Source organism: Pseudomonas sp. MBLB4136 (assembly GCF_051904765.1).
Taxonomy (GTDB): Bacteria; Pseudomonadota; Gammaproteobacteria; order Pseudomonadales; family Pseudomonadaceae; genus Aquipseudomonas.
In genome coordinates this window covers 4,485,136-4,506,444 of sequence record NZ_CP196713.1, presented here as the reverse complement: position 1 = coordinate 4,506,444, position 21,309 = coordinate 4,485,136, and the positions used below count along the sequence as shown (strand labels likewise).

Annotated in this window: 17 protein-coding genes; 13 read left to right on the top strand and 4 right to left on the bottom strand. The window is 67.3% G+C overall.

The window, feature by feature from the left end:
* Nucleotides 1-30 precede the first annotated feature (30 nt).
* Nucleotides 31-1,224 (top strand): HDOD domain-containing protein, encoded by a 1,194-nt coding sequence (locus tag ACSX1D_RS20625; protein WP_439860228.1) that lies wholly within the window; start codon nucleotides 31-33, stop codon nucleotides 1,222-1,224.
* Here the strand turns inward: ACSX1D_RS20625 and ACSX1D_RS20620 are convergent.
* Nucleotides 1,172-1,636, bottom strand: coding sequence for a hypothetical protein (locus ACSX1D_RS20620; protein ID WP_439860227.1), 465 nt, complete (start codon nucleotides 1,634-1,636; stop codon nucleotides 1,172-1,174). The genes ACSX1D_RS20625 and ACSX1D_RS20620 overlap by 53 nt on opposite strands.
* 148 nt (nucleotides 1,637-1,784) lie before the next feature.
* Here ACSX1D_RS20620 and arsS point away from each other — a divergent pair, with 148 nt between their 5' ends.
* The 11 genes from arsS (at nucleotide 1,785) to ACSX1D_RS20565 (ending at nucleotide 16,799) form a co-directional block, all read left to right on the top strand.
* The gene (arsS, locus tag ACSX1D_RS20615) at nucleotides 1,785-2,753 is read left to right on the top strand and encodes an arsenosugar biosynthesis radical SAM (seleno)protein ArsS (protein WP_439862376.1); all 969 of its coding nucleotides are present in this window, start codon (nucleotides 1,785-1,787) and stop codon (nucleotides 2,751-2,753) included.
* A 143-nt stretch (nucleotides 2,754-2,896) separates the two neighbouring features.
* Complete coding sequence (locus ACSX1D_RS20610) at nucleotides 2,897-4,276, top strand: sodium:solute symporter (protein ID WP_439860226.1); 1,380 nt, start codon at nucleotides 2,897-2,899, stop codon at nucleotides 4,274-4,276.
* 103 nt (nucleotides 4,277-4,379) lie between these two features.
* The gene (locus ACSX1D_RS20605; RefSeq protein ID WP_439860225.1) at nucleotides 4,380-5,348 is read left to right on the top strand and encodes a hypothetical protein; all 969 of its coding nucleotides are present in this window, start codon (nucleotides 4,380-4,382) and stop codon (nucleotides 5,346-5,348) included.
* Complete coding sequence (locus ACSX1D_RS20600; RefSeq protein ID WP_439860224.1) at nucleotides 5,345-7,486, top strand: FAD-dependent oxidoreductase; 2,142 nt, start codon at nucleotides 5,345-5,347, stop codon at nucleotides 7,484-7,486. The genes ACSX1D_RS20605 and ACSX1D_RS20600 overlap by 4 nt, the downstream gene beginning before the upstream one ends.
* The gene (locus ACSX1D_RS20595) at nucleotides 7,483-8,226 is read left to right on the top strand and encodes a DUF3047 domain-containing protein (RefSeq protein WP_439860223.1); all 744 of its coding nucleotides are present in this window, start codon (nucleotides 7,483-7,485) and stop codon (nucleotides 8,224-8,226) included. The genes ACSX1D_RS20600 and ACSX1D_RS20595 overlap by 4 nt, the downstream gene beginning before the upstream one ends.
* A 72-nt stretch (nucleotides 8,227-8,298) precedes the next feature.
* Nucleotides 8,299-9,375, top strand: coding sequence for an FAD-dependent oxidoreductase (locus tag ACSX1D_RS20590; protein WP_439860222.1), 1,077 nt, complete (start codon nucleotides 8,299-8,301; stop codon nucleotides 9,373-9,375).
* A gap of 115 nt (nucleotides 9,376-9,490) precedes the next feature.
* Nucleotides 9,491-11,059 carry a methyl-accepting chemotaxis protein gene (locus ACSX1D_RS20585; protein WP_439860221.1) on the top strand — a complete coding sequence of 523 codons (1,569 nt, stop codon included), beginning with the start codon at nucleotides 9,491-9,493 and terminating at the stop codon, nucleotides 11,057-11,059.
* Nucleotides 11,060-11,156: 97 nt separating this feature from the next.
* Nucleotides 11,157-11,330, top strand: a complete 174-nt coding sequence (locus ACSX1D_RS20580) for a hypothetical protein (protein WP_439860220.1) — start codon at nucleotides 11,157-11,159, stop codon at nucleotides 11,328-11,330.
* A gap of 115 nt (nucleotides 11,331-11,445) precedes the next feature.
* On the top strand, nucleotides 11,446-12,822 hold the full coding sequence (locus tag ACSX1D_RS20575) for a glutamine synthetase family protein (RefSeq protein ID WP_439860219.1): 1,377 nt from the start codon (nucleotides 11,446-11,448) through the stop codon (nucleotides 12,820-12,822).
* Nucleotides 12,823-12,963: 141 nt separating this feature from the next.
* Nucleotides 12,964-14,277, top strand: coding sequence for an NAD(P)/FAD-dependent oxidoreductase (locus ACSX1D_RS20570; protein WP_439860218.1), 1,314 nt, complete (start codon nucleotides 12,964-12,966; stop codon nucleotides 14,275-14,277).
* 578 nt (nucleotides 14,278-14,855) lie between these two features.
* On the top strand, nucleotides 14,856-16,799 hold the full coding sequence (locus ACSX1D_RS20565) for an AAA family ATPase (protein WP_439860217.1): 1,944 nt from the start codon (nucleotides 14,856-14,858) through the stop codon (nucleotides 16,797-16,799).
* Between the two features lie 318 nt (nucleotides 16,800-17,117).
* On the opposite strand, the gene ACSX1D_RS20560 is transcribed toward ACSX1D_RS20565, so the two are convergent.
* The gene (locus ACSX1D_RS20560) at nucleotides 17,118-19,124 is read right to left on the bottom strand and encodes an alkaline phosphatase D family protein (RefSeq protein ID WP_439860216.1); all 2,007 of its coding nucleotides are present in this window, start codon (nucleotides 19,122-19,124) and stop codon (nucleotides 17,118-17,120) included.
* Nucleotides 19,125-19,195: 71 nt separating this feature from the next.
* On the bottom strand, nucleotides 19,196-19,873 hold the full coding sequence (locus ACSX1D_RS20555) for a Crp/Fnr family transcriptional regulator (RefSeq protein WP_439860215.1): 678 nt from the start codon (nucleotides 19,871-19,873) through the stop codon (nucleotides 19,196-19,198).
* A gap of 94 nt (nucleotides 19,874-19,967) precedes the next feature.
* Here ACSX1D_RS20555 and ACSX1D_RS20550 point away from each other — a divergent pair, with 94 nt between their 5' ends.
* Nucleotides 19,968-20,492, top strand: a complete 525-nt coding sequence (locus ACSX1D_RS20550; protein ID WP_439860214.1) for a DUF962 domain-containing protein — start codon at nucleotides 19,968-19,970, stop codon at nucleotides 20,490-20,492.
* Between the two features lie 20 nt (nucleotides 20,493-20,512).
* On the opposite strand, the gene ACSX1D_RS20545 is transcribed toward ACSX1D_RS20550, so the two are convergent.
* Complete coding sequence (locus ACSX1D_RS20545; RefSeq protein WP_439860213.1) at nucleotides 20,513-21,247, bottom strand: hypothetical protein; 735 nt, start codon at nucleotides 21,245-21,247, stop codon at nucleotides 20,513-20,515.
* Nucleotides 21,248-21,309: the final 62 nt, after the last annotated feature.

Here is a 21,309-nt window from a genome sequence, read left to right as displayed (position 1 = left end):
TGCGCCTGGGCGCTCTGCGGCGGGCGGGGCATGAGCGTCGCCCCAGAGATCCTCATCGCCGAGGCCGACCCCTGGACCGCCGACCTGCTCGCCCAGCTGGTGCTGGACGTGCGCGGCGACGCGCGGGTGATCCGCGTCGCCGATGGCGGCGCGGCGCTGGCCAGGTGCAAGCGCCGGCTCCCGGAGCTGGTGATCGCCGACGGCGAGCTGCCGGGGCTGGACGGGGTCGAGCTGCTGCGCCAGTTGCGCCGCCATCCGCGCACCCCGGCCCTGCCCTATATCCTCATCAGCAAGCGCCTGGATGCCGCCAGTGTGCGTGCGGTGCGGCCCCTGGCGCCGACCGCCTACCTGGGCCGCCCCTTCAATGCCGAGCGTTTGCGCCTGCGCCTGCGCGAGATGCTACCGAGTGCCGAGGGCGCGGCCGCTGGCGCGCCGCCGGCGCTGCTGGTGGCCTGCCTGGCCGAGTACCTCGATGGCGTGCGTGAGGAGGGCCAGGGTGCGCCGCTGCTGGCCGCGGTACGCGAGGCCGTGAGCCAGTGCCTGAGCTGCGACGCCCCCGACCTGGGCGAGCTGGAGAGTGGCTTCGCCCGCGACCCGCAGATCACCGCGCGGCTGATCGCCGCGGCCAACAGCGCGGCCCTGCACCAGGGCACGCCCTGCCAGAGTCTGGCCCAGGCCCTGCCGCGCCTGGGCGTGGCGCGCACCCTGAACCTGGTGCTGGGCATGGCGGTGCAGCGCAACGCCCTGCTCCGCGATCCGCGCCTGGCGGCCCGCGCCACGCGGGTCTGGGCGGTGGCGCAGCGCAGCGCCGAGGTGGCCCACTGGCTGGCTCGCGAGCTGGGACTGGACGCCGAGCTGTGCTTTACCGCGGGGCTGCTGCACAACATCGGCGAGCTGGCCCTGCTGCGCAGCCTGCAGGACTGGCAGGACGCCGGCGGTGCCCTGGATGAGGCGGAGCTAGACGAAGTCATGCGCCGCCGGGCCGCCAGCTTCGGCTCGGCGCTGCGTATCCGCTGGCGCCTGCCGTTTGGCCTTCGCGAGTTGATTGCGGCCTTCTACCAGCTCTCCAGCGGGGTGTTCTCCCGCGAGGCCCTGGTCCTCAACCTGACCGGGCTGCTGCTCAATCTGCCGTCGGAGCAGACGCCGAGCGACCTGCGCAGCGCCCGTTGCGTCAGCCTGCTGCGCCTGGACCCCGAGCTGCTCCTGCGCCTGCCGCCGGCCTAGGGCCGAACAGGCTGCGGGCGAAGACCAGGGTGCCAACGCCCCAGGCGCCGTTGAGCAGGAAGCCGATCAGGAAGCGCCCTGGCAGCTGGCGCAGATCGAAGCCCAGGCCCTTGAGCGGAAACACCAGCAGCAGCGCCACGCTGGTCAAGGCGATGCCGCCGAACAACAGGGCCTTGAGCCAGGGCTGCGGCGTGCCGGGTTGCCAGCGCAACAGGCCGAGCATCAGCATGCCCCAGACACCGCCCCAGAACGCCGCGGACAACCAGGCCGGCAGCCCCAGTGGCCAGGTGGCCTGGACGCTGAACGGTGCGAACGGCACCACGCCATAGGCGTGCAGCAGGCCCAGCAGTGGCTGGTGGAAGCAGGGCACGGCGAGGAATCCGGCGAGAAAGAACAGGCTCAGGCGTCCCATGGACGACCTCCTTGGTGGGGATGCGGGGGCGATTCGGTCGCTACACGATTGGTATAACAAATCGCCGGGATGTCGCGGGCGGCTTGTAACAAAAGCGCCGGAGCCTCCTCTATAGTCCATATTTGCCAAGGAGTTACCCGTGCGCGCCATGCTCCCCTTGCTGGACCGGCTGGCCTTTCCGGCGATCCGCCGTGGCCACCTGGAGGCCCTGCAGATCAACCTGACCTATCGCTGCAACCAGCGCTGCCTGCATTGCCACGTCAATGCCGGGCCGACCCGTACCGAGGCCATGACCGACGAGAGCCTGGCGCTGCTGCACCAGGTCATCGACGCCCACCCGGTGCATACCCTGGACCTCACCGGCGGGGCGCCGGAGATGCACCCACGCTTTCGCGAGATCGTCGTCCATGCGCGTCGCGAGGGCCTGCGGGTAATCGACCGCTGCAACCTGACCATCCTCAGCGAGCCGGGCTATGAGGACCTCGCCGAGTTCCTCGCCGAGCAGGGCGTGGAGGTCACCGCCTCGCTGCCCTGCTACTCGCGCGACAACGTCGACAAGCAGCGCGGCGACGGCGTGTTCGACGCCAGCATCGCAGGCCTGAAGAAACTCAACGCCCTGGGTTACGGCCAGGACGGCAGCGGGCTGCTCCTCAACCTGGTGTACAACCCCCAGGGTCCGCGCCTGCCGCCACCCCAGGCGGCGCTGGAGGCCGACTACAAGCGCCACCTGCGCGAAGACTTCGGCATCCACTTCAACCATCTGCTGTGCATCACCAACCAGCCGATCGCCCGCTTCGGCAGCACCCTGGTCAGCAAAGGTCAGTTCAACGATTACATGCAGCTGCTGCGCGACAGCTACCGCCCGGAGAACCTCGACACGCTGATGTGCCGCAGCCTGGTCAGCGTCGACTGGCAGGGTTACCTGTATGACTGCGACTTCAACCAGATGCTCGAGCTGCCGCTGCAGTTGCAGGGTCAGCTGATCGGTCGCGAGCGCGCCCACCTGCGCGACCTGCTCGGCCGCGAACTGGATGGCAACCCGATCGTCACCCGCGATCACTGTTTCGCCTGCACCGCCGGCCAGGGCTCGAGCTGCGGCGGCGCCCTCAATGACTAGCGCCGGTAGGGTGCGCCGTGCGCACCACCAGAGCATGCTGCGGACGCTGGTGCGCACGGCGCACCCTACGGAGCTGTTCGCGCTTGGTGCGCATGGCGCACGCTACGGGGCAGCTGGCGCCCTCAACTGATAAGGACTGAGGTATGGATGGAAGCGGCGTGATCGGGCTGTTTTTCTGGGGCTTTCTGCTGGCTTACGGGGTGCTGATGGTGGCGTTGTCGCCCCGCGCGGTGACCCTTGGGGGCTTCTTCAACGGCGAGGACAGCCAGGGCCGCAGCGCGGCGCCCTGGCTGCTGACCTCGAGCATCTTCATCAGCTGGATCTTCGCCAAGTCGGTGACCAACGCCGCCAACCTGGGGGCCAGCTACGGCCTGATCGGCGGCCTGGCCTACGCCACCTACTGGCTGTCGATCCCGCTCACCGGCCTGGTCATCTACCGCCTGCGCCGGCGCTACGCCGCCACCAGCCTGGTCGGTTTTCTCAGCAGCCACTATGGCCGCGGCGCGGCCCTGGCCTTCTCCGCGGCCATCCTTATCCGCCTGTTCAACGAGGTGTGGAGCAACACCGCGGTGGTCGGCGGCTACTACGGCGACTCCGGCAGCGCCGAGTTCATCGGCGCGGCCCTGCTGTTCACCGCCGTGACCCTGGCCTACAGCCTGCGCGGTGGCCTGCGCAGCTCGATCCTCACCGATGCGGCGCAGGCGGCGATCTTCGTCGTCGCCCTGGTCTGGGTGCTGGGCCTGGTGCTGCCGCAGCACTCGCCGGCCGAGCTGGCCAGCACCAGCCACTGGGCCCTGGACGCCGGGGTCGACCTGCTGCTGGTCGCCGGCCTGCAGATCTTCAGCTATGGCTTCCACGACCCGGTGCTGACCGACCGCGGCTTTATCAGCGAGGAGCAGACCATGCGCCGCTCCTTCATCGTCGCCGGGGTGCTGGGCTTCTTCGCCATCCTCGCCTTCAGCCTGATCGGCGTGCACGCCCAGCTGACCGGCCTGGCCGCCAGCGACAATGTGCCGGCGGCCCTGGCCAAGTCCATGGGCGTGGCGGCGCTGCTGGTGATGACCGTGGTAATGGTCTCGGCCGCCGGCTCGACCCTGGACTCGACCTTCTCCAGCCTGGCCAAGCTGGCCGGGCGCGAGCTGCCGCTGCTGGCCGGCCGCGACCTGGGGCAGAAGGCCATCGGTGTGGGCATGGCGGTGATGGTGCTGTTCGCCCTGCTCGGCAACCTGCCGATGATCGCCGGCACCGACATTCTCAAGGCCACCACCATCAGCGGCACCATGGTCATCGGCCTGGCCCCGGTGTTCATCCTCCACGGCCTGGTGCGGCCGACCCGCCTGGGTTTTCACCTGAGCTTCTGGTGTGGCCTCGGTCTCGGCCTGGCCCTGACCCTCGGCTGGATTCCCCAGGACTGGGCCATAGGCGAGGGCAAGTACGCCCTGCTGCTGGGCACCAACCTCTACGGCCTGGGGCTGTGCGTGCTGGGCTATGTGCTGCCCGGCTGGTTACGGAGGACTGCCTGATGCTGCTTGGCGTCGTAGGGTGCGCCGTGCGCACCAGGCATCTGCCTGCGGAATGGGGGCGCACGGCGCCCCCCGCCTCTGGTTGGCTGGGGGCTGAAGCCTGATGCGCGCCGGGCGCGACTGCCCGCTGGACTACCGCCTGCCGCGCGAGGCCTTCGCCGGCGCGCCGCTGTTCGATTGCGCCAGCCTCTATGTGGTCGGCGGCCTGTACGGCAATCGCCAGGCCCTGGCCGCCCTGGAACGCCTGCTGGCCGACGAGCCGGGCGCGCGGGCGGTGTTCAACGGTGATGCCCACTGGTTCGACCGCGATCCGGCCATCTTCCAGGCCGTGGAACAGGGCCTGGCCAGCCACCTGGCCCTGCGCGGCAACGTCGAGACCGAACTGGGTCGCGGCGCCGACAGTGGCGCCGGCTGTGGCTGCGCCTATCCGATGAGCGTGGATGACGCCGTGGTGGCGCGCTCCAACGCCATTCAGGCCGAACTGAACGCAACCGTGCGAGGGCTGCCGGGGATGGCCGCGCGCCTGGCGGCGCGGCCGCCCTGTGCGCTGCTCAGTGTCGGCGGCCGGCGGGTGGCCATCAGCCATGGCGACGAACAGTCCCTGGCCGGCTGGGGCTGCTCGCGTGAATCACTCAGCGCGCCGGCGCGCCGGCAGCAGCTGGATGCCTGGTTCGCCGCCAGCGGCGTGCAGGTGCTGGCCACCAGTCACACCTGCGCCGCCGTCGCCCTCGACCTGGCCAACGGCGCGCTGATCAACAACGGCGCCGCCGGCCTGCCGAACTTCGCCGATGGTCGCTACGGCCTGCTCAGCCGTATCGCCACCCACCCGCATCCGCACGCGCTGTACCGCTGCGAGCGTGATGGCCTGTTTATCGAGGCGCTGGCGCTGCACTATGACCACGACGCCTTTGTCGCCGAGTTCGACCGCCAGTGGCCGGCGGGCAGCCCGGCGGCGCTGTCCTATCGCGCGCGGCTGGTCGGCGCCGGCCTGGAACCACCCGCGGCGGCCCTGCTGGGCGGCTTCACCCTCAACTCGCACAGTGGCTGTGCACCGGAGACCCACATCGGATGAACCTTCGCAAACTGCTGCTGGTGGCGCTGATCGGCGCCCTGATCGCCGCGTTCTTCGTCTTCGACCTCGGCCAGTACCTCAGCCTGGAGGTCCTCAAGGCCCAGCAGGCGGCGCTGAATGCCCAGGTCGCGGCCAGTCCCTGGCAGGCCGCCGGGCTGTTCTTCCTCGGCTATGTCGCGGTCACCGCCCTTTCGCTGCCCGGCGCGGCGCTGATGACCCTGCTGGCCGGCGCCCTGTTCGGCCTGCTCGAAGGCTTCGTGCTGGTGTCGCTCGCCTCCACCCTGGGGGCCAGCCTGGCCATGCTCAGCAGCCGCTTCGTGCTGCGCGACTGGGTGCAGGGGCGCTTCGGCCGGCGCCTGGCCAGCATCGACGCCGGCATCGAGCGCGAGGGCGCCTTCTACCTGTTCGCCCTGCGCCTGGTGCCGATCTTCCCGTTCTTCCTGATCAACCTGGCCATGGGCCTGACCCGCCTGCCGCTGCGCACCTTCTGGTGGGTCAGCCAGGTCGGCATGCTGCCGGGCACCCTGGTCTACGTGAACGCCGGCCGCGAACTGGGCCAGCTCGAGACCCTGGGCGGCATCCTCTCGCCCGGGCTGCTCGGCGCCTTCGTCCTGCTCGGCCTGTTCCCGCTGCTGGCGCGCAAGCTGCTGGAGCTGATCAAGGCGCGCCGGGTCTACGCCGGCTGGAAGAAGCCCAAGCGGTTTCAGCGCAACCTGCTGGTGATCGGCGCCGGCGCCGGCGGCCTGGTCAGCGCCTATATCGCCGCCGCGGTGAAGGCCAGGGTCAGCCTGGTGGAGAAGCACCAGATGGGCGGTGACTGCCTGAACACCGGCTGCGTGCCGTCCAAGGCGCTGCTGCGCTCGGCCAAGCTGGCCCACGAGTTGCAGAAGGGCGAGGCCCTGGGCCTGCGCGGGGTGAGCGGCGAGGTGGATTTCGCCGCGGTGATGCAGCGCGTGCAACGGGTCATCGGCGACATCGCCCCGCACGACTCGGTCGAGCGCTACACCGGCCTGGGCGTCGAGGTGATCGAGGGCGAGGCGCGCATCACCTCGCCCTGGACGGTGGAGGTGAACGGCGAGACCCTGAGCAGTCGCAACCTGATCATCGCCGCCGGCGCCCGTCCCTTGGTGCCGAAAATTCCCGGCCTGGAGCAGGTCCAGGCCTACACCTCGGACACCATCTGGACCCTGCGCGAGCGGCCGCGCTGGCTGCTGGTGCTGGGCGGCGGGCCGATCGGCTGCGAGCTGGCCCAGGCCTTCCAGCGCCTCGGCAGCCAGGTGATCCAGGTGGAGATGGCCGAACGCCTGCTGCCGCGCGAGGACAGCGACGCCAGCGAGCTGCTGCTGGCCAGCCTGCAGGCCGATGGCGTCGACGTGCGCCTGCAGCACCAGGCCGAGCGCTTCGAGCTGGTCGACGGCGAGCAGCGCATGGTGGCCCGCCGCCTCGACACCGGCGAGCAGGTGACCATCGCCTTCGACTGCCTGCTGCTGGCCCTCGGCCGGGTGGCCAACGTCAGCGGCTACGGGGTCGAGGAGCTGGGCCTGGTGGTGCGCGACAACGGCACCCTGGAGACCGACGAGTACCTGGCCACGCGCTTCCCCAACATCTATGCGGTGGGCGATGTCACCGGCCCCTACCAGTTCACCCATGTCGCCGCGCACCAGGCCTGGTACGCCGCGGTCAACGCGCTGTTCGCCCCCTTCAAGCGCTTCAAGGCGGACTACCGGGTGATCCCCTATTGCACCTTCACCGCGCCGGAGGTGGCGCGGGTCGGCCTCTCCGAGGGCGAGGCGCAGCAGCAGGGGGTGGCCTACGAGGTGACCCGCTACGGTATCGACGACCTCGACCGGGCCATCGCCGACGAGGCCGCCCACGGCTTCGTCAAGGTGCTCACCGAGCCGGGCAAGGACCGCATCCTCGGCGTCAGCATCGTCGGCGAGCAGGCCGGCGAACTGCTGGCCGAGTACGTGCTGGCGATGAAGCACGAGCTCGGCCTGAACAAGATCCTCGGCACCATCCACAGCTACCCGACCCTGGCCGAGGCCAACAAGTACGCGGCCGGCGAGTGGAAGCGCGCCCATGCGCCCCAGGCCCTGCTGCGCTGGGTCGAGCGTTTCCATACCTGGAGACGGGGGTGAACCGGGCCCTGCTGCTCGCCTGGCTGACGTTGCTGGCGCCCATGGCCCTGGCTGGCGGGGCGGACGCCGGCGCGCCGGGCAATGCCCTGACGCCCTGGACGGCCGGACCGCCGGCGGCCGAGTGGTCGCCGCCCTGGCGGGTCGCCGATATCCCCAAGCTGCAGGCGCCGACCCGCAGCCTGGTCGAGCGGGACGGTCGCCTGGTGCTGCACATCGACGCCGATGCCGCGGCCGGCGGCCTGCTGCACCCGCTCGACCTGCCCGGCGACCGGCCCTGGCAGCTGAGCTGGCAGTGGCGCAGCGAGCGGCGCCTGGAGCAGGCGCGCTTCGCCACCCGCGAGGGTGACGACTATGCCGCGCGGGTCTATGTGCTGCTCGACTACCCGCTGGACAGCCTGCCGTTCCTGACCCGGCAGAAGCTGCGCCTGGCGCGCACCTTCTACGACCCCAGCCTGCCGGCGGCGACCCTCAGCTACGTCTGGGACAACCGCCAGGCGCCCGGCAGCCATGCCCGCAGCGCCTACACCGAGCAGGTCGAGATGCGCGTGCTGCGTGGCCCCGAGGCGCCGCTCGGGCAGTGGCTGAGCGAGCGCCGCGACCTGCGCGCCGATGCCATCGCCGCCTTCGGCAGCGCGCCGTCACGGATACTCGGGGTGGTGTTCGCCGCCGACAGCGACAACACCGGCGAGCGCGCGCAGAGCTACTTCGCCGAACCCCACCTGCGGCCCGCCGCGCCTTGATTGAGCCTTGCGCGACGGCGCCCGCTGCCGCCATCCTCTGCGCCTGGCCAGCCTTGAAGAGCCGATAGCGCGATGAACCACTATGACCTGATCCTGCTCGGCGCCGGCCACGCCCACCTCGGCGTGCTGCGTCGCTGGGCCCTGGTCGAGCGCCCGCCCGGGCGCATCGCCCTGCTCAGCGCCGGCCCGCAGGCCTGGTACTCAGGCATGCTGCCGGGGTTGCTGGCGCAGCGCTTTGCTGCCGAGGACTGCCGCATCGAGCTGGACCCGCTGTGCCGCGCGGCGAAGGTCGAGCTGATCATCGCCCAGGCCGCGGGCCTGGATCCCCAGCAGCGCCAGGTTCGGCTCGACGATGGCCGGCGCCTGGCGACCCGCTGGCTGTCGCTGAACGTCGGCGCCGAGGTGGCCGCCCCGCCACAGCGCGGCGAGGCCATGCAAACCCTGGCGGTGAAACCCTTCGCCGCCTTTCTCCACGGCTGGCGCGCCTGGCAGGCCGAGCCGCAGCCGCTGGCGATCCTCGGTGGCGGCGCCGCCGGGGTCGAGCTGGCCCTGGCCCTGGCCGGTCAGGTGCCCGAGCTGTCGCTGTTCTGCGCCGGCCAGCTGCTCGACGGCCACAACCCCGGCCTGCATATGCGCGCCTGGGGACACCTGCGTCAGCGCCGGGTGCGGGTGCGCGAGCACTGCCCGATCGAGCAGATCGACGGCGAGCGCCTGCTCAGCGGCGCGGAGCCGGTCTGGCGCGGCAGTCGCCTGCTCCTGGCCAGCGGCGCCCGGGCCCTGCCCTGGCTGGCCGGCAGCGGCCTGGCCTGCGACGAGGGCGGCTTCGTGCAGATCGGCGCGACCCTGCAGAGCCACTCCCACCCCTGGACGTTCGCCGTCGGCGACTGCGCCAGCCTGCCCGGGGCGCGCAAGAGCGGGGTCTACGCGGTGCGCCAGGGGCCGGTGCTGGCGGCCAACCTCGGCGCCGTGCTGCGAGGCCAGGCGCTGCGCAGCTACCAGCCGCAACGCCACAGCCTGGCGCTGCTCGCCACCGGCGATGGTGGCGCCCTGATGGGCTGGCAGCAGTGGAGTGCTGGCGGCCAGCTGTTCGGCCGCTGGAAGGACTACCTGGACCGGGGCTTCATCCGCCGCCACAGCATTTCCGGCTAGCGTTGTTCGACCAAAGTGCCATGGCCGTGCCAGGCCAGCCGTGCTCGAATCCTCGGGCACGGAGGCCGCGCCCGGGCGGGCGTCTGGCACCGCCAGCACAACAACGAGGTCCGCCATGAATCCTGCCGCCATTCGCCAGCCGCGGGCCTGCCTGCTGCACGCCCTCGGCCTGGTCGCGTCGCTGCTGCTGGTGCAGCAGCTGCAGCTGTCGTCCTATCTCGCCATACCCGTGCTGCTACTGCTGGGTCTGTGGCCCTGGCTGGGCGTCTGGCGCGCCCGCGATGGCGGCGCGGCCGGGCCGGACGAGGCCGGCACGGCGTTCGCCACGCTGAGCCAGAGCCTGTCCCGCCACACCTGCCATAACGCCCTGTCCGCCGCCCAGGTGGCCCATGCCGTGCAGCAGCTGGCCGGCAAGCTGCAGTCGCAGCTCGGCGCGATCGAGCAGATCAGCCAGGGCGCCGAGGCCATCACCCACACCGAACAGGACAGCGCGCGGCGCGCCGAGCAGACCCTGGCCGCCGCGCAGACCGTGCGCCAGAGCAGCGATCGTGGCCAGCACGAGGCGCAGCAGGCCATCGCGCGCATGCAGCAGCTGCGCGCCCAGACCGCCGCCAGTCGCGAGCTGATCGATGGCCTGAGCCGGCGCACCGAGCAGATCGAGCAGGTCACCCAGGTCATCCAGTCCATCGCCAGCCAGACCAACCTGCTGGCGCTCAACGCGGCCATCGAGGCGGCCCGCGCCGGCGAGCAGGGCCGCGGATTCGCGGTGGTGGCCGACGAGGTGCGCAACCTCGCCGCGCGCACCGCCAGCGCCACCGAGGAGGTCGGCCAGATGGTCGCCGACATCCGTCAGCAGAGCGCCGCGGTGGTCAGCCATATCCAGCGCCAGGCCGATGAGCTGGAGCAGGCCGCCACGCAGATCGAGCACACCGGCGCGCAGCTGCACGGCATCGCCGACCTGGCGGTGGCCGTGGAGGACCAGGTGGCGCAGATCAGCGCCGGCACGGCGAGCAACCACGAACGCCTGGCCAGCCTGTTCGTCGCCGTCGAGCAGTTGCGCGGCGATGTCTGCGCCAGCGGGGGCCAGACCCGCCAGCTCGGCGGCGCCGCCGAGCAACTGGTGGGCCAGGCCGAGACGGTCAGCGAACAGCTCGCCGAGGTCGGCCTGGACGACTACCACCAGCGCGTCTACGACCTCGCCCGGGAGGGCGCGGCGGCCATCGCCGCGCGCTTCGAGGCCGATATCCAGGCCGGGCGGATCGCCCTGGCCGACCTGTTCGACCGCCAGTACCAGGCGATCGCCGGCAGCTTTCCGGCCAAGTACAAGACCCGCTTCGACGCCTATGCCGACCAGGTCCTGCCGGCCCTGCAGGAGCCCTTGCTGGCGCGCCACGAAGGCCTGGTGTTCGCCATCGCCAGCACCCCGGAGGGCTATGTGCCGACCCACAACCAGGCGTTCAACCACCCGCCGACCGGCGACCGCGCGCTGGATACCGCCAGGAGCCGCAGCAAGCGCCTGTTCAACGACCGCACCGGCATCCGCTGCGGCAGCCACCGGCAGGCGTTGCTGCTGCAGACCTATATGCGCGATACCGGCGAGCTGATGCACGACCTGTCGGTGCCGATCCATGTCCTCGGCCGCCACTGGGGCGGCTTGCGCCTGGGCTACAAGCCGGAGCCCTAGGACCCGGTCGCGGCGGGTCAATGTTTAGTGCGAAGCAAACCGAGCATGCGAACAATCGGATTTAATCGCCCCCGAGCGCCGTGCGAGCCTGCTGGCCATGACTTCGCCAGCCCGTCGTTGCGCCCTGTCCCCCACCTGCCCGGTCCGCCGGGCCGGCGGTGCGCTCGGCGTCGATGGGCGCAACTCCCGCCTGCCTGAAATCCTCGCCTTCTGGGCGCTGTGGCATTGCCGCCACGCGCGCCCGCCGGACGCCCCGCTCGGCTATATCTGAATAGGGCGGTCGCAACTCGTTGCGGCCCTTTCCATCAGTGACCTGCCGCCTGCTGCCGCGTTCGCGCCGCAGCCTCGCGGGCACAGTGCGCCGTGCCGGCGCTAACGAGAATCCCATGTCATTCGCATCCGTGCAGGACGCCCAGGATTTCCTGGCGCACAACCCCGATATCGAACTGTTCGAGCTGTTCATCCTCGACGCCAACGGCGTGCCGCGCGGCAAGCTGTTGCACCGCGACGAGCTGCTCGCCGTGTACCAGGGCGGCCGGCCGCTGCCCAGCACCATCCTCGGCCTGAGCATCAATGGCGACGACGTGGAGGACTCCGGGCTGGTCTGGGAGGTCGGCGACATCGACTGCCGCGCCTACCCGCTGCCCGGCAGCCTGGTGCGCCTGCCCTGGCGACGCATCCCCACCGCCGCGCTGCAGGTCAGCATGCACCCGCAGCAGGGCCTGCCCGCCACCGTCGCCGACCCCCGGCACGTCCTGGTGCGGGTGATCGAGCGGCTCAAGGCCGACGGCTTTCACCCGGTGATGGCCTGCGAGCTGGAGTTCTACCTGCTCGACCAGCGCCGCGACGCCGAGGGCCGGCCGCAGCCGGCGCGGGATGCCGACGGTGGCCGCCCGCGCAGCACCCAGGTCTACGGCCTGCGCGAGCTGGAGCAGCTCGAACCCTTCCTCAAGGACCTCTACGCCGCCTGCAAGGCCCAGGGCATTCCGGCGCGCACGGCGATTTCCGAGTACGCCCCGGGCCAGGTGGAGATCACCCTGGAGCATGGCGACGCGCTGGCGGCCATGGACCAGGCCGTGCGCTACAAGCGCCTGGTCAAGGGCGTGGCCAACAGCCACGGGATGCAGGCCTGCTTCATGGCCAAGCCCTTCGACCACCTGGCCGGCACCGGCATGCACATGCATGTCAGCCTGGCCGACGCGGCCGGGAACAACCTGCTGGCCGGCCGCCCTGATGACTTCGACGGCCCGGCCGGCAGCCTGCTCAAGCAGGCCCTGGGCGGCATGCTCGCCAGCCTGCTCGACTCCCTGCTGCTGTTCTGCCCCAACGCCAACTCCTACCGGCGCTTCCAGGCCAACAGCTACGCGCCGCTGGCGCCGACCTGGGGCGTCGACAACCGCACCGTCAGCCTGCGCGTGCCGGGCGGGCCGGCCGCCAGCCGGCATATCGAGCACCGCATCTGCGGCGCCGATGCCAACCCCTACCTGGCCGCGGCGGCGATCCTCGCCGCCATCCACCGCGGCATCCGCGAGCGCCTCGACCCGGGCGCGCCCATCGAGGGCAATGGCTATGCCCAGGCCAAGACGCTGCTGCCGACCGACTGGCTGACCTCGATCCAGGCCCTGGAAGGCTCCGCCTGGGCCCGCGAAGCCCTGGGCGAGAACTTCCTCAAGGTCTACCTGGCGGTCAAGCGCACCGAGTACCGCCAGTTTATGGCCGAGGTCGGTGAACAGGACTGGCGCTGGTACCTGACCCAGGCCTGAACCCGGTTTCGATGCGTCGGGTGCGCGGGGGCGCCCAGCCTGTGCGCACCGATATATCTGTGTGCGCAGGGCCCAGGCGTCCCCGCGCACCCTAAGACCTGCGGTGCGCACGGCGCACCCTACGGTAACGAGGATCACTCCATGAATGCTGTCACCCAGGCCGCACTGCCGGCCGCCAAGCGCTGCCCGTCCTACTACAGCGCCACCCTCAACCAGGAAACCCACTACCCGACCCTGCAGGGCCACCACAGCGTCGATGTGGTGATCATCGGCGGTGGCTTCACCGGCGTGGCCAGCGCCGTCGAGCTGGCCGAACGCGGCCTCAAGGTGGCCCTGGTCGAGGCGCGGAAGATCGGCTGGGGCGCCACCGGGCGCAACGGCGGCCAGGTCACCGGCAGCCTCTCGGGCGACGCCGCCATGCGCAAGCAGATGGGCAAGACCCTGGGTGCGGAGGTGGACGACTTCATCTGGCAGCTGCGCTGGCGCGGCCACCAGATCATCCAGCAGCGGGTGGCCAGGTACGGCATCGCCTGCGACCTCAAGCACGGCCACCTGCATGCGGCGATGAAGGCCAGCCACATGGCCGAACTCGAGGCCGCCTATGAAGAGGCCGTGCGCCGCGGCATGGGCGCGGAGGTCAGCCTGCTCGATGGCGCCGGGGTGCGTTCACACCTGGGCAGCGAGCTGTACTGCGGGGCGCTCAAGAACACCCGCAACATGCACCTGCATCCGCTCAACCTGTGCCTCGGCGAGGCCCGGGCGGCCGAGGGCCTCGGTGCGCTGATCTTCGAGCATTCCGAGGTGCTGCAGATCGTCCACGGCGCCAAGCCGGCGGTGATCACCGCCGAGGGACGGATCGATGCCCGCCAGGTGCTGCTGGCCGGCGACGTCTACCACAAGCTGGAGCCGCAGAAGCTCAAGGGCATGATCTTCCCGGCCATGGGCGGCATCGTCACCACCGCGCCGCTGGGCGAGCTGGCCAAGGCGATCAACCCCGAGGACCTGGCGGTCTACGACTGCCGCTTCGTTCTCGACTACCACCGCCTGACCGCCGACGGCCGCCTGCTGTTCGGCGGCGGCGCCAACTACTCCGGGCGCGATTCGCGGGACATCGCCGCCGAGCTGCGCCCGGGCATCGAGCGCACCTTCCCGCAGCTCAAGGGCGTGCCGATCGACTTCCAGTGGAGCTGCGCCATGGGCATCGTGATGAACCGCATCCCCCAGCTCGGCAAGCTCTCGGATCACGTCTGGTACTGCCAGGGCTACTCCGGCCACGGCGTCGCCACCAGCCACATCATGGGCGAGATCATGGCCGAGGCGCTGACCGGCAGCCTGGAGCGCTTCGACACCTTCGCCGCCTGCCCGCAGATCAAGGTGCCCCTGGGCGCGCAGCTGGGCAACCCGATGCTGGCGGTCGGCATGTGGTACTACCAGTTGCTGGAGAAGCTGCGCTGAGTCGAGGTAGAGCGTTGAAGGTGCAGGGTGGTTTGCTTAGGCCGGGGCGATAGGCGTCGGGAGAGGGGGCGACTGTCGGCCGGGAGCGGCCAGTCGACAATGGTGCTTCCGCCCCATTGCGGTCGCTCGCAAAAGCCGGTGGACAAGAAAGCGTTGTCCGCCAGCGGTCATCCAGGCTACCTCGCTGAGGGGAGCTTGATAGTCAAACGTATTGGAAGACTTGCCGTGACAATCTTCATCTATACAGCAGAGCTGTGTTTGAGCGCAGCCTTGGAACATATGCCTGCTAAACACAGCATCAAAATTTTTAATCGATCGTACCGGAAATACTAGCAAGCCCACGACTTTACCTTGCAGATGTGCATGAACCATATAAACCACTTGGCAGGAAGAGGGCATATAGCCATTTAGCAAAAAAACGTTAAAATAAGCCGCTATGAAACATGGGCGAAGCATATTACATAAGCATGCCTTATTGTTTACATGTCAACGATACCAGCGTCATGGTATTAAGGTAGCAAAGCTGGACCGAAAAAATACCGGGCCTCACATACAGCCATTACGCAAGGAAAGTCGGCGTGAAAGTTTCAATGATTGAACTTAGGGGCGTAAAATCTTTTGATGGGGCAACCTCGGTAATACTTCCCAGTGAGATATCGATGTGTGCTTTCTCAGGGAAAAATGGTGCCGGGAAGTCAACTCTGCTAAAGGCTGTATGGCTTGTGCAGAAGGCCTATTTTATTGAGCTGTTAAATAATCAAGAAATATCCAATTCTTTCTCGCAGGAACTGAGAAAATATTTAAGCGGAAAAGATTCGTACATAAGAGTAACATTTAAGACAGAAGAGAGCGATCTAGAGGTAAATCTAACCAAAGACCCTTCAATCCCGAAAGGCTATAGCATTACTTGTAGCGATGACAAGTCTTTAAAAAAGCGCTGGAATCTGTTGGCGCCTAACAATATAGTGCTGTACATAGATGCAAGCAAAGGCTTTTCCGAAGCAACCCTGACATTTGATGGGATCAATATCAAAGGGAATGACAAAGGCAGTTTGGTCTTGGAGGCGATTTTGAATCCCGAGAGTTTGTTCTCTGGGATATATAGTCAACTCGTAAAAGACTATGTGCATGATCGATTAATACCTAGCAAGCCCGACCGGCTTCTCTACTTTCACATCGCTTCAAAATTATTTACCCATCTAATACCAACGGTTGAGCTTAGGAATTTCAGTGGCAATCATATGCCAGGAGAGTTTGTACTCCTAGGTAAAGCGGGTAGAGACAAAGCACGCCCACTTTATGACGTTCGAGACTTCAGTTCAGGTGAAAAGGCACTTCTCAGCACCTTAACTTTTTTATGCGTCTCCAAAACAGTAAGCACGCTAATCATCGATGAGCCCGAGAACCATTTCCACGAATCTTTACTGCTGGAATTCGTTAGTGTTCTCCACCGACTTTGTGAAACAGGAGGAATACATAAGTGGATGGAAGGGACCGAAGGTCGTGGAAAAAAGGTGAAACTGGACTGGGTTGCAGCCGAATACAAAGACCACAACATAAACCAAGTTCTTGTATCAACTCACTCAAGATCATTAATATATAAATTTTTCTTAATTGGGAAAAACTACATTGTAGACAATGGTGTGTCCGCCATTTCTTATGAAGATGCTGAAGCCGAACTGAGAAATCTAGGCCTAAGCTCCATTTATAGCAAAGTTCTTTTGGTTGAGGGGGATGGGGATCACGAAGCACTTGAGCATATGCTTCAGGACCAAAACATTCAGATAAAACCACTCAACGGCTCATCTGCAGTAATCGACACGTTCAAAAGGCTGGCCGAACTAAAAGATTATGTACAGGAATCTAAGTTCGTATTTCTTGTAGACTCTGACAATAAGCCTGATACTTTCTTTGACAAGGTCTCAGCAATCGATCCTCAGTATTATAAAGACGCATTTATAAGAATCGATCGCCACGAGTTTGAAAACTATTTCCTAGATCCGGAAATAATAAAAGCTTCCATGGACGGATTTCTAGATGTATCAGGCGAACAGGGAAAGAAGCTCGATGTTACAACTATTACATCCAGGCTCATTGAGATCGCGCGCGACTCTCTACCCTCTGTCTATAAAAAAGAGCTTTCTCTAATATTTCAGCAGGTGATCGAAAGAAAATTCTCTTCTTTAATTTGGGGTAACAAGGATTTCTCTTGGGTAGATGCTAAAGAAATTCAAGAGCAGTTAATGACGAGTATTTTAACTGATCCAGAGTTTGCCGACCTGAAAGACTTACTATCCAAAGAATCTAAAGGTGTATTTGAAAAATATAATAAAATCGACAACGCCAACCTATTAAAGCGATGCGATGGAAAGCAAGTGCTTTCTAGAGCAGCATCTTATTTCTCAAATCAAGCTGGCGTAACTTCATACGCATTTAAAAAGGCGGTTTACAAAACCGCATTTTCCATTGAGAAATCCGATGCCTCTATGCTCGTTGGCGAAATCATAACTAAGCTTGGCTAGAACATCTGAAAGCTCCCTGATTTCGCAGCTGACTTTTTAGGGGCTTTTTAGCGAGGTAGCCTAGATGACCAATAGTGGAAAACGCTCCGCGGTTGTCCACCCTACACGGACTTGATGGCTATGTAGGGTGGACAACGCTTTCTTGTCCACCGGCTTTTGCGAGCGCCCGAAATGGGTCGCAAGCACCGTTGTCGAATGGCCGCTTATCGGCCGGTTTCCTCAGGCCGCTTCGGTTCGATCTCTGCCTTGCACTTCCTGGGTGCGCTCAATGCCATGCCCATTAACAGGCGTGCAGATTCGCACCTGTAAACCGGTGGCCTAGCGCGCGGACTTGTCGCCGGTCGCCAGCGCGCCGCCGGGCTGTGCCTGCTGCGCCGCGTGATGGGCGGCGTCGCGGTCCTCGACGAAGCTGACCGGCGCCGAGCCGTCGGCGTTGAGCTGGATGATTTCCTTCGGCTGCCCTTGCTCGTCGAAGAGCACCTGGCCGAGGCCGGCGCCGTTCCACAGGCGTTCGCCGGCCTTGCTGCGGCTGGGGATGCGCGGCACCACCCGCATGCGCCGGCGCTTGGTCAGCCAGTTGAGCGGCGAGCGCGGCGAGTAGAGCCAGCGGTTGAGGCGGTCGAACCAGTCGAGCAGGCGCGGCGGGAATTCGTTCTTCAGGCCGCTGCTGGTGATCTGCCAGATATGCGGGGCGCTTTTGCGATGGCGGATCAGCACCTGGTAGACGAAGGAGTAGTGCACGTCGCCGGACAGCACCACGTAGCAGCCCGGGGTGCGCGAGTGGCGGAAGATGTTGAGGATCACCTGGGCGGCGCCGCGATGGGCCATCCAGTTTTCCGCATCGACCATCAGCGGGTGGCCGATCCAGGTGAACAGCCGCTGCACCGCTTCGATCAGCTTGACCCCGAAGATCGGCGCCGGCGAGACGATGATCGCCGCCCGGTGGTCGAGCAGCGCCTGCTGCAGTTCGCACAGCGCCTCCCAGTCCATCAGCCCGGACGGACGCTTGCGCTTGCGCTCGCTGCGCCAGCGCCGGGTGCGGGTGTCGAGCACCAGCAGGGCCGGCTCGCTCGGCAGCACGTAGTGCCAGTGGTGAAAGCGCAGCAGGCTGTCGATCAGGGCGTCCTGGGCGCCGCTGTCGAGGTGATTGCGCCCGTCGCGGGCGGCGCTCATCGCCTCGATCCGTTGCAGCGCCTCGGCGAACGGCTGCGGGTCGTTGCCCCAGCCCTGGCACAGCAGGTAGGCGATCAGTGCGTTGCCGATGATGCGCTTGGAGAAGGCGTGGCCGTAGGCCGTTTCCTCCCACTGCGCCGACAGGTTCCAGTCGTCGGTGACGTCGTGGTCGTCGAAGATCATCAGGCTCGGCAGGTGGGCCAGGGCGCGGGCGACCCGGTCGAGGCCGTCGCGGAAGTCCTCGACGTGCTGGCGCTCGCTCTCGTAGCGCCGCGCCCGTTCGGCGTCCAGTTGCGGCCGGTGGCTGCCGAGCAGGGTCCAGGGCGTCGGCGACCAGACCAGCAGGTACATGGCCAGCATCTCGGCCAGGGTGACCAGGTGGTTGTCGGCGCTGCTGGTGGTGAAGATCGGTTTCTTCACCCCGCCGAAGAAGCGTTCGCGCAGGCTGTCGTTGTGCTCCAGCGCCGGCAGCAGCTCGGCGCGCTGGTAGTAGCCGACCTCGTGGGCATAGAGCGCGTCGCTGTCCTCGACCAGGGCACCCTCGAGGCGTTCGCCGAACAGGCCGAGGCGCTCGATCAACTGGTGGATCGCCCGCAGCATGGGGCCGCTGACATCGTCGGCGTAGATCTGGTCGCCGCTCATCAGCAGCAGCGCCGGGCGCTGCTCGGGTTCGTGGGCCTGGGCCAGCAGGCGGTCGGCGCACAGCAGGCCGTCGGCGGCGGGGTGGTGCGGCTTGCGGCAGGAGCCGTGGAGCAGCTGGTCGAGGCGCGCGCGCAGGACGAAGTTCGGCCGCGCGGCCCCCTCGTACAGCAGGTGCGGCGCCCACTCGGCGATGCTCTGGGCGGGTCCGTGGTCGCCGGCGATCAGCAGGTCGTAGTCGATCCGCACGTTGCAGGGCAGCGGGCTGTCCAGCTGCAGGTCGATCAGGTGGACGAAGGCGTGCTCGCCGACCTGCAGCACCCGGCATTGGCTGTCGTCGAGGACATGGTCGCGCTGCTCGGGCGCCTGGCCCTGTTCGCCGTAGCTCAGTTGCAGGCGCAGCGACAAAGCCCGCGAGCCGACCAGCCAGAGCACCAGGCGCTCGGGCTGCAGGCGCCGCAGCAGGGGGCCGGCGAGGACGGGGGGCAGCGGTGGATTGGCGGTGGCGGACATCGGCGCATCGGGCTCTGGCTGGCGGGAAGGTCGAGGTAGCGGGGTCGAGGATACACCCTCGCGGCGCTGCGTCAGCGGGCGGCCCGGCGCAGGCGCGGCAGGTCGAGCAGCTCGATCTCGCCATAGTTCAGGCGCACGATGCCCTGGGCTTCCAGCTCCTTGAGCAGCTGGTTGGTGGTCTGGCGCGACAGCGCGAGCATCAGCGCCAGCTGCTCCTGGGCCAGGTGCAGCACCCGCCGCGGCTCGCCTTCGCCGTAGTTCTCGGCGATCAGCAGCAGGCGTCGGGCCAGGCGCGGCGCCGCCGGCAGCAGGCTCATCTCCTCCAGGGCGGTAAAGGTCAGGCGCAGCTTCTGGCTCATCAGCAGGGCGAAATCGCGCCAGTGCTGGGGCTGGCGCTGGAGCAGGGCCAGCAGCCGCGCCTGGGGCACCAGCAGCAGGGTGCAGGGGCATTCGGCGAAGGCGTCGTGGGTGCGCGGCTGGCCGTCGAACAGCGACACCTCGCCGAACCAGGACGGCGGCTCGATCAGGCTCAGCAGCGCCTCCTTGCCGTTGGCGTTGACCGCGCCGATGCGCAGGGCGCCCTCGACCAGGGCGTACAGGCCGCTGGGCGGGTCGCCGCGGCGAAACAGCGGCTGCCCGGCCGCCAGCCGCTGCACCTGGGCGTCGGCCAGCAGGGCGTCCTGCAGGGGTGCGGGCAGGGCGCTGAACCAGTGACCGGCCAGCAGGGCAACGCGGTAGCTCTCGATCATCGGCGGTCTCCGGGGGTTTGTCGGCTAGCCGACAGAGTGGCGCGGCGCGCCGGGCGCATGATGGGCGCATCCGTGCAGCCCGAGGATCTCCCGCATGAAAAGCCTAGTCGAACACCTGGCGCAATACGCCGCCTACCACCGTGACCGCCGCAACATCGCCAGCCATTTCATCGGCATACCGATGATCGTCCTGGCGGTGGCGGTGCTGCTGTCGCGCCCGGGGTTCGAAGTGCTGGGCCTGTGGCTGTCGCCGGCGACCCTGGCGGTGCTGGTCGCCGGGCTGTTCTACCTGCGCCTGGACCTGCGCTTCGGCCTGCTGATGGCCGCATTGCTGGGGCTATGCCTGTGGCCCGGCGCGATCCTGGCGGCGCAGGCCACCGGCCTGTGGCTGGGCGGCGGCCTGGCGCTGTTCGTCATCGGCTGGGTGATCCAGTTCGTCGGTCACTACTACGAGGGGCGCAAGCCGGCCTTCGTCGACGACCTTATGGGGCTGGCGATCGGCCCGCTGTTCGTCGCGGCCGAGGCGGCCTTCCTGCTCGGCCTGCGCCGGGAGGTGGAACGGGCGGTGGTCGAGCGGGCCGGGCCGACCCATATCCGCGCGCCCAAGGCCGGCGCCTGACCCGGCGCCGGTGCGCGGGCTCAGGGGGTCATCGCCATCCACTGCTGGCTCAGGGCGCGGCTGTGGCGATCGACCGTCATCGGCGCGAAGGGCCGGCCCGAGACGCTGGCCAGGGTGTTGCTCTGGCTGTTCATGTCGCTCAGGGCGGCCTTGAGGTATTCCCAGCGCACCTTGAGCTTGTCGGCCTGCGCACCCAGCGCCGCCAGCTCCTGGTCGACCGCCGGAATCAGCAGGCGTTCGTCCTGGCCCAGGTAGGTGTCGGGCTGTTCGCGGGCGATCTCGAAGCTGCCCATGTAGGCGCGGCTGAGGTACTGCACGGCGAGGTACTCGATCTTCGCCGACAGCTCGCTTTCGCCGCTGGACGGCAGCTGCCGGGCGGCATGCAGGAAGTCACGCAGGGCCTTGCTCAGCTCCTTGGGGTAGCCCCAGGGCAGGTTCTCCTCGCCGGGGCCGAAGGACACCCCGCGGCGCAGCTGGACCACCAGCTCGAGATGGCTGGCGCGCAGCACGTCGCTGGACTGCGGCAGGCTGTGCACCGCGGCGGCGAGGGTCTGGATATCGTTCTCCAGGCGCTGCCGGTGGCTCTTCTGGAAGCCTTCGCCGCGCAACAGCATCAGGCTGCTGGTGGCGCGGCTGGCGTACACCTGCACTTGCACCTGGGCGCTGGCGGCCTCGGCGTAGGCCAGGGGCGGGAGAGTGGCGAGGACGCCGAGCGTCCATATCAATAGCTGTCGAAAAAACGACTGAGTACGCATCCGGGGTGCTCCTTGTTGTTTTTGTGAGCAGTGCGGAAAAGATTCGGCGCCTTGGCGCGCCG

Coding starts and splice junctions, on each gene's coding strand:
- ACSX1D_RS20625 (WP_439860228.1), top strand. CDS start 31: ATGAGCGTCGCCCCAGAGATCCTCATCGCCGAGGCCGACCCCTGGACC.
- ACSX1D_RS20620 (WP_439860227.1), bottom strand. CDS start 1,636: ATGGGACGCCTGAGCCTGTTCTTTCTCGCCGGATTCCTCGCCGTGCCC.
- arsS (WP_439862376.1), top strand. CDS start 1,785: ATGCTCCCCTTGCTGGACCGGCTGGCCTTTCCGGCGATCCGCCGTGGC.
- ACSX1D_RS20610 (WP_439860226.1), top strand. CDS start 2,897: ATGGATGGAAGCGGCGTGATCGGGCTGTTTTTCTGGGGCTTTCTGCTG.
- ACSX1D_RS20605 (WP_439860225.1), top strand. CDS start 4,380: ATGCGCGCCGGGCGCGACTGCCCGCTGGACTACCGCCTGCCGCGCGAG.
- ACSX1D_RS20600 (WP_439860224.1), top strand. CDS start 5,345: ATGAACCTTCGCAAACTGCTGCTGGTGGCGCTGATCGGCGCCCTGATC.
- ACSX1D_RS20590 (WP_439860222.1), top strand. CDS start 8,299: ATGAACCACTATGACCTGATCCTGCTCGGCGCCGGCCACGCCCACCTC.
- ACSX1D_RS20585 (WP_439860221.1), top strand. CDS start 9,491: ATGAATCCTGCCGCCATTCGCCAGCCGCGGGCCTGCCTGCTGCACGCC.
- ACSX1D_RS20580 (WP_439860220.1), top strand. CDS start 11,157: ATGACTTCGCCAGCCCGTCGTTGCGCCCTGTCCCCCACCTGCCCGGTC.
- ACSX1D_RS20575 (WP_439860219.1), top strand. CDS start 11,446: ATGTCATTCGCATCCGTGCAGGACGCCCAGGATTTCCTGGCGCACAAC.
- ACSX1D_RS20570 (WP_439860218.1), top strand. CDS start 12,964: ATGAATGCTGTCACCCAGGCCGCACTGCCGGCCGCCAAGCGCTGCCCG.
- ACSX1D_RS20560 (WP_439860216.1), bottom strand. CDS start 19,124: ATGTCCGCCACCGCCAATCCACCGCTGCCCCCCGTCCTCGCCGGCCCC.
- ACSX1D_RS20555 (WP_439860215.1), bottom strand. CDS start 19,873: ATGATCGAGAGCTACCGCGTTGCCCTGCTGGCCGGTCACTGGTTCAGC.
- ACSX1D_RS20550 (WP_439860214.1), top strand. CDS start 19,968: ATGAAAAGCCTAGTCGAACACCTGGCGCAATACGCCGCCTACCACCGT.
- ACSX1D_RS20545 (WP_439860213.1), bottom strand. CDS start 21,247: ATGCGTACTCAGTCGTTTTTTCGACAGCTATTGATATGGACGCTCGGC.